Below are 13,358 nucleotides of genomic sequence, written 5' to 3' on the forward strand. Positions count from 1 at the left end.
GGCGGAGGGTCAGATCCCGGCGGAGAGCGATGACGTGGCCTGCGCCGGGAGCGGCACCTCGGTGTCCGTCTGCGGACGCTCCCGCAGCGCCAGCAGCACTCGCAGGACCGCGATCCAGACCAGGCACGAGCCGAACATGTGCAGGCCGACCAGGATCTCGGGCAGATCGGTGAAGTACTGGACGTAGCCGATGACACCCTGGGCGAGCAGGACCAGGAAGAGGTCACGGGTGCGGTGCAGGGGGCCCTTCGGCGCGTCGACCGCCTTGAGGACGAACCACAGGGCGAACGTCAGCGTCACCACGATCCAGGCGAGGACGGCGTGCAGCTTGCTGACCGTCTCCCAGTCCAGCGGCATCCGCTCGACCTCGCTGGAGTCGCCCGCGTGCGGTCCCGACCCGGTCACCACCGTGCCCACCGCGATCAGCAGCACGGACGCGGCGACCAGGAACCACACCAGCTGCTGCACCGACTTGCCGACCAGCGGACGCGACTCCCCGTCGCCCTCCCGGGTGCGCTGCCACATCACCGTGGCCACCGCGATCAGCGCCGTCGACAGCAGGAAGTGCGCGGCGACCGTGTACGGGTTGAGGCCGACCAGCACCACGATGCCGCCGAGGATCGCGTTGCCCATCACGACCCAGAACTGCGCCCAGCCCAGCCGGGTGAGGCTGCGCCGGTACGGCTTCTCGGAGCGCGCGGCGATGATCGCCCAGCCGACGGCGGCGCACAGCACGTACGTCAGCATGCGGTTGCCGAACTCGATCACACCGTGCACGCCCATGGCGCTCGTGGTGGTCAGCGAGTCGTCGGTGCACTTGGGCCAGGTCGGGCAGCCGAGGCCCGAGCCGGTGAGCCGCACCGCACCGCCGGTGACCACGATGACCACCGACATGACGAGTGCGGCGAGGGCCGCCCGCCGCACCGTCCGGGGATCCGGGGTCCAGCGTGCGGCGATGAAGGCGAGCGGGTTGCGCACGGCGGCTGCGGCGTCGGCGGGGGTCAGGTTCGGCACGTGCCCCATCGTAGGCCGCCGCTTGTGCACGCTTTCACGAGGGTCCGGCACGGACCTACTCCCAACGGAAGAACCTGCCCGCCGCGGCCAGCCCCACGACCGCCCACACCGCCAGGATCCCCAGGTCGCCCCACGGCATGCCGGCCCCGTGCTGGAGCACGTCCCGCAGTCCGTCCGACAGCGCGTTGACGGGCAGCAGGGCGAGTACGTCCTGGGCGCCGGGGGGGAACTTGTCCATCGGGATGATGACTCCGCCGCCGACGAGCAGCAGCAGGAAGACAAGGTTCGCGGCGGCCAGGGTGGCTTCCGCCTTCAGGGTGCCCGCCATCAGCAGGCCCAGGCCGGAGAAGGCGGCGGTGCCCAGGATCAGCAGGAGCAGGACGGCCAAGGGGTTGCCGTGCGGCTCCCAGCCCAGGGCGAAGGCGATCACCGTCAGCAGGACGATCTGGAGGATCTCCGTGACCAGGACCGACGCCGTCTTGGCCGTCATCAGGCCCCAGCGCGGGAGCGGGGAGGCGGCCAGCCGCTTCAGGACGCCGTAGCGGCGCTCGAAGCCCGTCGCGATCGCCTGGCCGGTGAAGGCCGTCGACATGACCGCGAGGGCGAGGACGCCGGGGGTCAGGAAGTCCACCGCCTCGCCCGCGCCCGTGTCGACGATGTCGACCGAGCTGAACAGGACCAGCAGCAGGGTGGGGATCACGACGGTCAGCAGGAGCTGCTCGCCGTTGCGGAGCAGCATCTTCGTCTCGAGCGCCGCCTGTGCCGCGATCATGCGTCCCAGGGGAGCCGCGCCCGGCCTCGGGGTGTACGTGCCGGTCGTGGTCATGAGCGCAGCTCCTTGCCGGTGAGCTCCAGGAACACGTCTTCGAGTGTGTGGCGTTCGACGGAGATCTTGTCCGGCATCACCCCGTGCTGTGCGCACCACGAGGCCACCGTCGCCAGCAGCTGCGGGTCGACCTCGCCGCCGACCCGGTACGAGCCCGGCGTCAGCTCCGCGGCCGTGCAGTCGGCCGGGAGGGCCTTCAGCAGCGAGCCCACGTCCAGGCCCGGGCGGCCGGTGAAGCGGAGGGTGTTCTCGGCGCCGCCCCGGCACAGTTCCTCGGGGGAGCCCTGGGCGATGACCTTGCCCGCGTCGATGATCGCGACGTCGTCGGCGAGCTGTTCGGCCTCGTCCATGTAGTGGGTGGTGAGGACGACGGAGGCGCCGTCGGTGCGCAGATCGCGGATCAGGTCCCAGGTCGCGTGGCGGGCCTGCGGGTCGAGCCCGGCGGTCGGCTCGTCCAGGAACACCAGCTCCGGACGGCCGACCACGGCCATCGCGAGGGCGAGCCGCTGCTGCTGGCCGCCCGACAGCCGGCGGTACGTCGTTGTGCCGCAACCGCCCAGTCCCAGGCGCTCGATGAGCGCGTCCACGTCCAGCGGGTGGGCGTGCAGCTTGGCGACATGGCGCAGCATCTCGTCCGCCCGGGCACCCGAGTAGACGCCACCGGACTGCAGCATCACGCCGATCCGGGTGTGCAGCTCACGGGAGTTGCGGACCGGGTCGAGGCCCAGGACGCGCACCGTGCCGGAGTCCGGCTTGCGGTACCCCTCGCAGGTCTCGACCGTGGTCGTCTTGCCCGCCCCGTTGGGACCGAGTACGGCGGTCACTCCCGCCGTGGCCACCAGGTCGAGGCCGTTCACCGCGGTCTTCGTGCCGTACCGCTTCACCAGGGCCTGGACCTGGACCACGGGCTCGCTTCGCATGGCTCAAGAGTCTAGGTACGAGAGGCGCGCCTCAGACGGGCGGGTGCAGGATCTCCTCCTCACGGGGGCGGTGCACCGCCAGCCACCGCTCGGCGTAAGCCACGGCGTCGGCCACCGGGAACAGCCGTGCCTCGGCCGCGCCCACCGTCCCCCGTACGACGGGACGGTCCCGCTCGAAGTCGTGCCCGAGCTCGTCGAACCGCTCCGAGGTGATCGACACCTCGGTCACCGTCTCCCAGCCGGCCGCGCCCGGTCGGCCCACCTTCACCAGGGGCGAGGGGGTGCGGTACTCGGCGAGATGGAAGCTCGTGCAGGTGTCGTAGCCGGCGCCGAGCAGCAGCACGCGCGCGTCCAGGTCTTCGAGGCGGGCGAGAGGGCTGTGCTCGCCGAGGCGGCAGTCGGTCGCGTGTGCGTCGGTGATCTCACGAGCGCGGCCGCCGATCGCCGCGAACGACGTCTGCGGGTGCGCGCTGCGCAGGGCGCCCGGCCAGGTGCGTACGGTCTCCGGGAGCACGCCGACCCCGCGTGAGGGCGTGACCTGGGGGTCGTAGACCGGCATGGATGTGCGGATCGTGTCCCACCACTCCTCGGGCACCGGTGGGTTCGCCCACAGGGCGGGGTCCGAGAGGTCTCCGGTCTGGGTGGGGACCACGAGGGTGCCGTTCGGGCCGAGGGCGTCCAGCAGTCCCTGGACCACGGCCACAGGTCCTCCGCAGACCCAGCCGAGCGACTTCAGGGAGGAGTGGACGAGGAGGGCCTCGCCGTCCCGGACGCCCAGCTCGCGCAGGTGTGCGGCCACTGTGCCGCGGGTGACAAGAGGGCCGGTCGGAGGGGGTATGGGCATGGTTGTGGAGTGTCCCGCAAGAGGTCCGGCGATGCCACCGAATTGATCGATCAAAGATCGTTCCCGCAGGTCAGGTTAGCTTTACCTAAGTGATGCACCGCACCGTCCATCGGCCGGGACGTGGGTTGCCCGCCTCTGAGGAATTACGCAACAATGGTGTTGTGAAAAACGTCGGCGAGGTTCAGGGGACCCCCACGGGGGCCCTGCAGGAGGAGCTCGCGACCGGGGAGCGGTCAACCCGCAACCGGGTCGCGCGGTCCATCCTGGACCACGGGCCGTCGACCGTCGCCGAGCTGGCGGGCCGTCTCGTCCTGACCCAGGCGGCCGTACGCAGGCACCTGGACGCGCTGGTCGTCGACGACGTCGTGGAGGCGCGCGAGCAGAAGATCTACGGCGCGCGGACGCGGGGGCGTCCCGCCAAGGTCTTCGCGCTCACCGACTGCGGCCGCGACGCCTTCGACCAGTCCTACGACAAGCTCGCCGCGGACGCCCTGCGCTGGATCGCGGAGCGGTTCGGTGGGGACGAGGCCGTCGTGGCCTTCGCCCGCGCGAGGATCGCCGAGCAGGCCACCGCGTACCGCAAGGCGATCGAGGCCGCCGCCCCCGAGGAGCGCACCGAAGCCCTGGCCAAGGCCTTGAGCGCGGACGGGTACGCTGCTACGGCGCGCAGTGCACCGGTCGGCGAGCAGCTGTGCCAGCACCACTGCCCCGTCGCCCATGTCGCGGAAAAGTTCCCCCAGCTCTGCGAGGCGGAGACCGAGATCTTCTCCCAGCTGCTCGGAACGCACGTCCAGCGACTGGCGACCATCGCGCACGGTGACGGCGTCTGCACGACGTTCATCCCAAAGATTTCCCACACCACACATAACGCATCCGCAAGCACGGCCGGGAGGAACCCCGCATGACTCTCCCCATCGAGGAGACTGCCCACCCCGAGCTCGAGGGCCTGGGTAAGTACGAATACGGCTGGGCGGACTCCGACACGGCCGGTGCTTCCGCGCGGCGCGGCATCAACGAGGACGTCGTCAAGGACATCTCCGCGAAGAAGTCCGAGCCGGAGTGGATGACCAAGCTCCGTCTCAAGGGCCTGCGCCTGTTCGGCAAGAAGCCCATGCCGAACTGGGGCTCGGACCTTTCCGGTATCGACTTCGACAACATCAAGTACTTCGTGCGTTCCACGGAGAAGCAGGCGGAGTCCTGGGAGGACCTGCCCGAGGACATCAAGAACACGTACGACAAGCTCGGCATCCCCGAGGCGGAGAAGCAGCGCCTCGTCGCCGGTGTCGCGGCCCAGTACGAGTCCGAGGTCGTCTACCACCAGATCCGCGAGGACCTGGAGGAGCAGGGCGTCATCTTCCTCGACACCGACACCGCGCTGAAGGAGCACCCGGAGCTCTTCAAGGAGTACTTCGGCACCGTCATCCCGGTCGGCGACAACAAGTTCGCGTCGCTGAACACCGCGGTGTGGTCCGGCGGCTCCTTCATCTACGTGCCGAAGGGCGTGCACGTGGAGATCCCGCTCCAGGCCTACTTCCGTATCAACACGGAGAACATGGGCCAGTTCGAGCGGACGCTGATCATCGTCGACGAGGACGCCTACGTCCACTACGTCGAGGGCTGTACGGCGCCGATCTACAAGTCGGACTCCCTGCACTCCGCGGTCGTCGAGATCATCGTCAAGAAGGGCGCCCGCTGCCGTTACACGACCATCCAGAACTGGTCGAACAACGTCTACAACCTGGTCACCAAGCGCGCCGTGGCGTACGAGGGCGCGACCATGGAGTGGATCGACGGCAACATCGGCTCCAAGGTCACCATGAAGTACCCGGCCGTCTACCTGATGGGCGAGCACGCCAAGGGCGAGACCCTCTCCATCGCCTTCGCGGGCGAGGGGCAGCACCAGGACGCCGGCTCCAAGATGGTCCACATGGCGCCGAACACCTCCTCCAACATCGTCTCGAAGTCCGTGGCGCGCGGTGGCGGTCGTACGTCCTACCGCGGTCTCGTCGAGATCGGCGAGGGCGCCCACGGCTCCAAGTCGAACGTGCTGTGCGACGCGCTGCTCGTCGACACCATCTCCCGCTCCGACACGTACCCCTACGTGGACGTCCGCGAGGACGACGTGTCCATGGGCCACGAGGCGACCGTCTCCAAGGTCAGTGACGACCAGCTCTTCTACCTGATGAGCCGGGGCATGACCGAGTTCGAGGCGATGGCCATGATCGTGCGCGGCTTCGTCGAGCCCATCGCGAAGGAGCTGCCGATGGAGTACGCGCTGGAACTCAACCGGCTGATCGAGCTGCAGATGGAAGGCGCGGTCGGTTAAGACCCGTCTCCGACAAGCAGCTAGCGAAATCTGACGTAGGAAGAGAGCAGACCGACAGCCATGGCTGAGGCTCAGAACATCCCGGTGGGCAGCACGACCGCCGGCCAGATCGCGGTGGCCGCCGAGTCGACCGTCGCCACGCGCATGAGCGCGCCCCCCTCCTTCGACGTGCAGGACTTCCCGGTCCCGCACGGCCGTGAGGAGGAGTGGCGGTTCACCCCGCTGGAGCGCCTGCGCGGGCTGCACGACGGCACCGCCGTCGCCACCGGCGAGGGCCTGAAGGTCGACGTCGAGGCGCCCGAGGGCGTCACGGTCGAGACCGTCGACCGCGACGACGCGCGCCTGGGCAAGGCGGGCACCCCGGTGGACCGCATCGCCGCCCAGGCCTACTCGGCGTTCGAGAAGGCCGGCGTGATCACCGTCCCCAAGGAGACGGTCCTCACCGAGCCGATCCGGATCGCCGTGCACGGCGAGGGCGGCACCGCCTTCGCCCACCAGGTGATCGAGCTGGGCGCCTTCGCCGAGGCCGTCGTCGTCATCGACCACACCGGTGACGCGGTCCTCGCCGCCAACGTCGACTACCTCCTGGGCGACGGCGCCAAGCTGACCGTCGTCTCCGTCCAGGACTGGGACGACAAGGCCGTGCACGTGGCCCAGCACAACGCGCTGATCGGCCGGGACGCCACCTTCAAGTCCTTCGTGGTCACCTTCGGCGGCGACCTCGTACGCCTCCACCCGCGCGTGACCTACGCCGGCACCGGTGGCGAGGCCGAGCTCTTCGGTCTGTACTTCACGGACGCCGGCCAGCACCAGGAGCACCGCCTCCTGGTCGACCACAACGAGGCGCACTGCAAGTCCAACGCCGTCTACAAGGGCGCGCTGCAGGGCGAGGGCGCCCACGCGGTATGGATCGGCGACGTGCTCATCGAGGCCAAGGCCGAGGGCACGGACACCTACGAGATGAACCGCAACCTCGTCCTCACGGACGGCGCGCGCGTCGACTCCGTGCCGAACCTGGAGATCGAGACCGGCGAGATCGTCGGCGCCGGACACGCCTCCGCGACCGGCCGCTTCGACGACGAGCAGCTCTTCTACCTGATGGCCCGCGGCATCCCCGCCGACGAGGCCCGTCGGCTGGTGGTCCGCGGCTTCTTCGCCGAGCTGGTCCAGCAGATCGGTGTCGACGACATCCAGGAACGCCTTCTCGTGAAGATCGACGAGGAGCTGGAGGCGTCCGTCTGATGACGTTCGTACGCGCCTGTGGGCTGAGCGAGCTGGAGGAGGACACCCCGAAGCGGGTGGAACTCGACGGCACGCCGGTCTCGGTCGTCCGCACCGAGGGCGAGGTGTTCGCGATCAACGACATCTGCTCGCACGCGAACGTCTCGCTCTCCGAGGGCGAGGTGGAGGACTGCCAGATCGAGTGCTGGCTGCACGGCTCCGCGTTCGACCTCCGCACCGGCAAGCCGTCCGGCCTTCCCGCGACGCGCCCCGTCCCCGTATACCCCGTAAAGATCGAAGGGGACGACGTGCTCGTCTCCCTCACCCAGGAGTCCTGAGGAACCCATGGCAACGCTTGAAATCCACGACCTGCACGTCACCGTCGAGGCCGACAACGCCACGAAGGAGATCCTCAAGGGCGTCGACCTGACCGTGAAGCAGGGCGAGACGCACGCCATCATGGGCCCCAACGGCTCCGGCAAGTCGACCCTCGCCTACTCGCTCGCGGGCCACCCGAAGTACACGATCACCGGCGGCACCGTCACCCTCGACGGCGAGGACGTCCTGGAGATGTCCGTCGACGAGCGCGCCCGCGCGGGCCTGTTCCTGGCGATGCAGTACCCGGTCGAGGTCCCCGGCGTCTCGGTCTCCAACTTCCTGCGCACCTCCGCCACCGCCATCCGCGGCGAGGCCCCCAAGCTCCGCCTGTGGGTGAAGGAGGTCAAGGAGGCCATGCAGCGCCTCAACATGGACCCCGCCTTCGCCGAGCGCAACGTCAACGAGGGCTTCTCCGGCGGTGAGAAGAAGCGCCACGAGATCCTCCAGCTGGAGCTGCTCAGGCCGAAGGTCGCGATCCTCGACGAGACGGACTCCGGTCTGGACGTCGACGCCCTCCGTATCGTCTCCGAGGGCGTCAACCGCGTCCGTGAGAGCGGCGAGGTCGGCACCCTGCTGATCACGCACTACACGCGCATCCTGCGCTACATCAAGCCCGACCACGTGCACGTGTTCGCGAACGGCCGTATCGCCGAGTCCGGCGGCCCGGAGCTCGCCGACCAGCTCGAGGCCGAGGGCTACGACAAGTACGTGAAGGGTGGCGCATCCGCGTGACACAGCTGCCGGGCCTCCTCGACACAGAGGCGATCCGCAAGGACTTCCCCATCCTGGACCGCCAGGTCCACGACGGTAAGAAGCTCGTGTACCTGGACAACGCGGCGACCTCGCAGAAGCCGCGCCAGGTCCTGGACGCCCTGAACGAGTACTACGAGCGCTACAACGCCAACGTCCACCGCGGTGTGCATGTGCTCGCCGAGGAGGCCACGGCGCTGTACGAGGGCGCGCGCGACAAGGCAGCCGCGTTCATCAACGCGCCCAGCCGCGACGAGGTGATCTTCACCAAGAACGCCTCCGAGTCGCTCAACCTCGTGGCGAACATGCTCGGCTGGGCCGACGAGCCCTACCGCGTGGACCACGAGACCGAGATCGTCATCACGGAGATGGAGCACCACTCCAACATCGTGCCGTGGCAGCTGCTCTCGCAGCGCACGGGCGCGAAGCTGAAGTGGTTCGGCCTCACCGACGACGGCCGCCTCGACCTCTCCAACATCGACGAGGTCATCACCGAGAAGACGAAGATCGTCTCCTTCGTCCTGGTGTCCAACATCCTGGGCACCGTGAACCCCGTCGAGGCGATAGTGCGCCGTGCGCAGGAGGTCGGTGCGCTCGTCTGCATCGACGCCTCGCAGGCCGCCCCGCACATGCCGCTGGACGTGCAGGCGCTGCAGGCCGACTTCGTGGCCTTCACCGGCCACAAGATGTGCGGTCCGACCGGTATCGGTGTCCTGTGGGGCCGCCAGGAGCTGCTCGAGGACCTGCCGCCGTTCCTGGGCGGTGGCGAGATGATCGAGACGGTGTCGATGCACTCGTCGACCTACGCTCCCGCCCCGCACAAGTTCGAGGCGGGCACCCCGCCGATCGCGCAGGCGGTCGGTCTGGGCGCGGCGATCGACTACCTGAACTCGATCGGCATGGACAAGATCCTCGCCCACGAGCATGCGCTCACCGAGTACGCGGTGAAGCGGCTCGGCGAGGTCCCGGACCTCAGGATCATCGGCCCGACGACGGCCGAGGACCGGGGCGCGGCGATCTCCTTCACGCTCGGTGACATCCACCCGCACGACGTGGGCCAGGTGCTGGACGAGCAGGGCATCGCGGTCCGCGTGGGCCACCACTGCGCCCGCCCGGTCTGCCTGCGCTACGGAATTCCTGCGACCACGCGAGCGTCTTTCTATCTGTACTCCACGCCGGCCGAGATCGACGCTCTGGTCGACGGGCTGGAGCACGTACGGAACTTCTTCGGCTGAAGGGCGTGAGCTGAGACCGTGAAGCTGGATTCGATGTACCAGGAAGTCATCCTGGACCACTACAAGCACCCGCACGGGCGCGGTCTTCGGGATGGCGACGCCGAGGTGCACCACGTCAACCCGACGTGCGGCGACGAGATCACGCTGCGCGTGAAGTACGACGGCGAGCAGATCGCCGACATCTCGTACGAGGGCCAGGGCTGCTCGATCAGCCAGGCCTCCGCCTCCGTGCTGAACGACCTCCTCGTCGGCAAGGACCTCGCCGAGGCGCGGAAGATCCAGGAGACCTTCCTGGAGCTGATGCAGTCCAAGGGGAAGATCGAGCCCGACGACGCCATGGAGGAGGTGCTGGAGGACGCGGTCGCGTTCGCCGGTGTCTCCAAGTACCCGGCCCGGGTCAAGTGCGCCCTCCTCAGCTGGATGGCGTGGAAGGACGCGACGGCCCAGGCCCTGGGCGGGGCCGACGCCGAAAGGAAGACGGCATGAGCGAGACCCTTGAGATGAAGCCGGCCTCCGAAGAGGAAGTCCGCGAGGCCCTGTACGACGTCGTCGACCCCGAGCTGGGCATCGATGTCGTCAATCTCGGCCTCATCTACGGCATCCACATCGACGACGCGAACATCGCGACGATCGACATGACCCTGACCTCGGCGGCCTGCCCGCTGACCGATGTCATCGAGGACCAGGCCAAGTCCGCCACGGACGGTCTCGTCAACGAGCTGCGCATCAACTGGGTCTGGATGCCGCCGTGGGGCCCGGACAAGATCACCGACGATGGGCGTGAGCAGCTTCGGGCGCTCGGGTTCAACGTCTGACAGACCCTGCCGAAGGGGCCGTGGCCGTGTGCCGCGGCCCCTTTCGCGTGCTCAGGCCAGCCCGTCCACCAGCCGGAACGAGGAGTCCGCCATGTACTGGGGGCTGTACTCGAAGCGTTCCAGGCGGACCACGAAGTTCTTGTGGCGGAGGTAGTAGCCGGGGTAGTTGACGGACTCCAGCATGGTCGCGCCGGAGTAGGAGGAGGCGCGGGGGCAGAAGGTGGCGTCCTGCTCGAAGAGGGATGAGCCGTCGTCGCGGGCGGCCCGCAGGACGAAGTTGCTGTGGCGCAGGTACTTGCCGTCGTGTGTGGTGAAGGAGTAACAGGAGGCGTTCGCCAGGCCCTTGACCACCTTGAAGGTCGAGTCCTCACGGGATTCCGAGCCGCGGACCGGGTCCAGGCCGACAAAGTATTGCGTCACGTGCCAGTAGTGGTCGGGGTAGTTCACCGAGCGGACCGAGCGCCACTTGACCGTCGGCTTCGGGGGCGACGAACTCGGCTTGGACGAGGGGGACTTGGCGGGCGGGTCAGGAGCGGGCGAGGGGGAGGAGCCCTGCTGGCGCGCGGCGGAGGCGGTCTCCTCGGAGGTCGCCAGGCCGCTCTTGCCCTTCGGGGGGACCGTCGTGGTGTCGGACGGGCTGGCGTAGCCGGCCAGGCCCGGTATCGTCCCGCCGTCCGCGGGGGGCGCCGACTTCGCCACGGCGTCAGGAGTGCTGCCCGTCATGGATATCGCCGTGACGCAGGCGACGACCGTGGCCACGGCGAGGACGCCTGCGAGATAGAGACGGCGGGTTCCCGGTGCCCGGGAGGTGTCGGGCGCCCAGCCGGTCTCCCACGGTCGGTCATGTGGGGGCTGGGACTTGGTGTGTGGCATGCGCAGTTCCTCCGGCGGAGCCCATGGGGGAGGCCGCAGCCGTGACGGCGCGGTAGATGAACGGTGAAGCAGATGGCACAGTAGTGGACTTGGCGCTCTTCGAGCAGCCGTTTGTGCGAGCGGTTTCCACATCGTTTTCTCAGCAGCTTGCTCTGCTTCCTCCTCCGTGCGCCCCGTCTTCGTACTCGGCTGCGCCCGCAGACCTCCATCCACGCACTGGGGCTGGATGCGGGTCTGCGCACTGCGTCGCGCGGCCCACAGCAAGCGGCGGCTGCTCGGCCGGTCTCTGTGCGAGCGCCGTTATGTACACTCGTACACATGGGATATGTGCTGCTCGCCGGAGCAATCGCCGCCGAAGTGGCCGCGACGACCGCCATGAAGTACAGCGACGGTTTCAGCAAGCTGCTGCCGTCGCTGCTGACCGTCCTCGGATACGCCCTGGCGTTCGCGCTGCTCGCGCAGACGCTGAAGACCGTGTCGGTCGGTACGGCCTACGCGATCTGGGCGGGCGTCGGTACCGCGGTGATCGCCGCGATCGGATTCACGTTCCTGGGTGAGGGGATGAGCCCTGCCAAGGCCGCCGGGATCGTGCTGATCATCGCCGGGGTGGTCGTGCTGAACCTGGGCGGTGCGCACTGATGGCCCGGCGCTACGACCCCGAGCGGCGGCAGCGGATCATCGACGCGGCGATCCGGGTCGTGGGCAGCCATGGCCTCGCCGGGCTGAGCCATCGCTCCGTCGCAGCCGAGGCCGATGTACCGCTCGGCTCGACGACGTACCACTTCAAGACCCTCGACGAGCTGATGGTCGCCGCGCTGCGGCAGGCCAACGAGGGGTTCGCCAAGGTCGTCGCGGCGCGGGGCGGCCTGGAGGACCAGGGCGCGGACCTGGCCACCGAACTCGCCGGTCTGCTGGGTGAGTGGCTCGCGGGTGACCGTACCGGCGTGGAGCTGGAGTGCGAGCTCTATCTCGCCGCCCTGCGCCGCCCCACGCTGCGGCCGGTCGCCGCGGAGTGGGCCGAGGACCTCGCCGAGCGGCTGGGCCGCCACACCGACGCGGTCACGGCGCGGGCGCTGGTGGCGCTGATGGACGGGATCTGTCTCCAGGTGCTGCTGACGGACGGGGTGTACGACGAGGAGTATGCGCGGGAGGTGCTGGGGCGGGTCATTCCTTCTGGAGCCCGCTGACGGTCGACAGGGCGGCTTCGACGCTTCCCGCGATGTCCGTCACCGGGTACTGCGCGTCCCGTACGACCCGGTCGCGGTCCACGACCAGCGTCAGGCGCTTGAGCCGGCTCGCGCCCGCCGCGCGGAACGTCGGCAGGCGCAGGGCGGCGATGAGGGACAGGTCGGCGTCGGACAGGAGCGGGAAGCGCAGCTGCTCCGCTGCCGAGAAGGCCCGCTGCTCGTCGGGGCGTTGGGTGGAGACGCCGTGGACGGTGGCGCCGGCCTCGGTGAACTCGGCGTGGCGGTCGCGGTAGGTCCGGGACTCCAGGGTGCAGCCGGGGGCGCCGGGGATGTCGGACCAGCCCGGCGGGTAGGCGTCGGGGCCGGCGTAGGCGCCGGGGAAGCAGTACAGGACGGTGTAGGGGGTGCTGTCGGCGATCGGGTCGCGTGGCCGGCCCCGGTCGTCGAGGAGCTGGAGTTCCGGGACCTTGGTGCCGACGAGTTCGTGTACGCGGCGGGCTTCCGTGGACGCCTTTGCCGCGGTGGCTGTCGTGGCGCCGGGATCGTCGCCGAGGATCCAGGCGTCGCCCCAGTCCTGGAGGGCGATCAGGACGGGGAGCAGGGCGTGGCCGCGGGCGGTGAGGCGGTACTCGTGGCGTACGGGGCGGTCCTGGTACGGGGTCTTCGCGAGGACGTCCGCCTCGACGAGGAGGCGCAGGCGTTCGGTGAGGACCTTGCGGGACAGGCCGAGTTCACGTTGGAGGTCGTCGAAGCGGTGTACGCCGCGGGCGGTGTCGCGGACGATCAGGAGGGTCCACCAGTCGCCCACGACGTCCAGGGCCTGGGCGATGGCGCAGCTGGAGTCCTCCAGACTCGTCCTGCGGGCCATGGGCGTACCGTCCCTTCGCGCGTCGCTGCACCGACAGCGTACGTTCCCAAAAGAGACCCATGGGGGGTGGGGCGGGGGGGGCTGTGCAGGGTGATTCTTTC

16 protein-coding genes are annotated in these 13,358 nt (G+C 69.2%); 10 read left to right on the plus strand and 6 right to left on the minus strand.

Going from position 1 to position 13,358, the window contains the following annotated elements; genetic code table 11:
* Positions 1–9 precede the first annotated feature (9 nt).
* From TN53_RS29685 to TN53_RS29700, 4 genes are read right to left on the minus strand one after another with little or no spacing between them, the layout of a single operon-like run.
* Positions 10–1,023, minus strand: a complete 1,014-nt coding sequence (locus TN53_RS29685; RefSeq protein ID WP_046261794.1) for a COX15/CtaA family protein — start codon at positions 1,021–1,023, stop codon at positions 10–12.
* Positions 1,024–1,069: 46 nt separating this feature from the next.
* Entirely contained in the window at positions 1,070–1,840 is a 771-nt protein-coding gene (locus TN53_RS29690) for an ABC transporter permease (RefSeq protein ID WP_046261795.1), read from the minus strand.
* Positions 1,837–2,760 (minus strand): ABC transporter ATP-binding protein, encoded by a 924-nt coding sequence (locus TN53_RS29695; protein WP_046261796.1) that lies wholly within the window; start codon positions 2,758–2,760, stop codon positions 1,837–1,839. Before TN53_RS29695 ends, TN53_RS29690 begins: the two co-directional genes overlap by 4 nt.
* A 31-nt stretch (positions 2,761–2,791) precedes the next feature.
* Positions 2,792–3,604, minus strand: coding sequence for an aminoglycoside N(3)-acetyltransferase (locus TN53_RS29700; protein ID WP_046261797.1), 813 nt, complete (start codon positions 3,602–3,604; stop codon positions 2,792–2,794).
* Positions 3,605–3,765: 161 nt separating this feature from the next.
* Between TN53_RS29700 and TN53_RS29705 the strand changes: the two genes are divergently transcribed.
* The 8 genes from TN53_RS29705 to TN53_RS29740 are packed head-to-tail and all read left to right on the plus strand — an operon-like array spanning position 3,766 to position 10,329.
* Entirely contained in the window at positions 3,766–4,509 is a 744-nt protein-coding gene (locus TN53_RS29705) for a helix-turn-helix transcriptional regulator (protein WP_046261798.1), read from the plus strand.
* The gene (gene sufB, locus TN53_RS29710; protein ID WP_046261799.1) at positions 4,506–5,930 is read left to right on the plus strand and encodes a Fe-S cluster assembly protein SufB; all 1,425 of its coding nucleotides are present in this window, start codon (positions 4,506–4,508) and stop codon (positions 5,928–5,930) included. The genes TN53_RS29705 and sufB overlap by 4 nt, the downstream gene beginning before the upstream one ends.
* Positions 5,931–5,990: 60 nt before the next feature.
* On the plus strand, positions 5,991–7,172 hold the full coding sequence (gene sufD, locus TN53_RS29715; protein WP_046261800.1) for a Fe-S cluster assembly protein SufD: 1,182 nt from the start codon (positions 5,991–5,993) through the stop codon (positions 7,170–7,172).
* Positions 7,172–7,489: a bifunctional 3-phenylpropionate/cinnamic acid dioxygenase ferredoxin subunit gene (locus TN53_RS29720; RefSeq protein WP_046261801.1), complete on the plus strand. Its 318-nt coding sequence runs from the start codon at positions 7,172–7,174 to the stop codon at positions 7,487–7,489. Before sufD ends, TN53_RS29720 begins: the two co-directional genes overlap by 1 nt.
* A 7-nt stretch (positions 7,490–7,496) precedes the next feature.
* Positions 7,497–8,261, plus strand: a complete 765-nt coding sequence (gene sufC / locus TN53_RS29725; RefSeq protein ID WP_046261802.1) for a Fe-S cluster assembly ATPase SufC — start codon at positions 7,497–7,499, stop codon at positions 8,259–8,261.
* Complete coding sequence (locus TN53_RS29730) at positions 8,258–9,514, plus strand: cysteine desulfurase (protein WP_046261803.1); 1,257 nt, start codon at positions 8,258–8,260, stop codon at positions 9,512–9,514. The genes sufC and TN53_RS29730 overlap by 4 nt, the downstream gene beginning before the upstream one ends.
* A gap of 18 nt (positions 9,515–9,532) precedes the next feature.
* Positions 9,533–10,000: a Fe-S cluster assembly sulfur transfer protein SufU gene (gene sufU, locus TN53_RS29735; RefSeq protein ID WP_046261804.1), complete on the plus strand. Its 468-nt coding sequence runs from the start codon at positions 9,533–9,535 to the stop codon at positions 9,998–10,000.
* Positions 9,997–10,329: a metal-sulfur cluster assembly factor gene (locus TN53_RS29740; RefSeq protein WP_020130530.1), complete on the plus strand. Its 333-nt coding sequence runs from the start codon at positions 9,997–9,999 to the stop codon at positions 10,327–10,329. Before sufU ends, TN53_RS29740 begins: the two co-directional genes overlap by 4 nt.
* 51 nt (positions 10,330–10,380) lie before the next feature.
* Here the strand turns inward: TN53_RS29740 and TN53_RS29745 are convergent, their stop codons facing one another.
* Complete coding sequence (locus tag TN53_RS29745) at positions 10,381–11,202, minus strand: AbfB domain-containing protein (protein ID WP_046261805.1); 822 nt, start codon at positions 11,200–11,202, stop codon at positions 10,381–10,383.
* 318 nt (positions 11,203–11,520) lie between these two features.
* Here TN53_RS29745 and TN53_RS29750 point away from each other — a divergent pair, with 318 nt between their 5' ends.
* Both TN53_RS29750 and TN53_RS29755 read left to right on the plus strand, forming a co-directional pair.
* Positions 11,521–11,841 carry a DMT family transporter gene (locus TN53_RS29750; RefSeq protein ID WP_046261806.1) on the plus strand — a complete coding sequence of 107 codons (321 nt, stop codon included), beginning with the start codon at positions 11,521–11,523 and terminating at the stop codon, positions 11,839–11,841.
* Positions 11,841–12,389 carry a TetR/AcrR family transcriptional regulator gene (locus tag TN53_RS29755; RefSeq protein WP_046261807.1) on the plus strand — a complete coding sequence of 183 codons (549 nt, stop codon included), beginning with the start codon at positions 11,841–11,843 and terminating at the stop codon, positions 12,387–12,389. Before TN53_RS29750 ends, TN53_RS29755 begins: the two co-directional genes overlap by 1 nt.
* On the opposite strand, the gene TN53_RS29760 is transcribed toward TN53_RS29755, so the two are convergent.
* The gene (locus tag TN53_RS29760; protein WP_046261808.1) at positions 12,367–13,257 is read right to left on the minus strand and encodes a winged helix-turn-helix transcriptional regulator; all 891 of its coding nucleotides are present in this window, start codon (positions 13,255–13,257) and stop codon (positions 12,367–12,369) included. The genes TN53_RS29755 and TN53_RS29760 overlap by 23 nt on opposite strands.
* Positions 13,258–13,358 lie beyond the last annotated feature (101 nt).

This window comes from Streptomyces sp. WM6386 (assembly GCF_000972385.1).
Classification (GTDB): domain Bacteria; phylum Actinomycetota; class Actinomycetes; order Streptomycetales; family Streptomycetaceae; genus Streptomyces.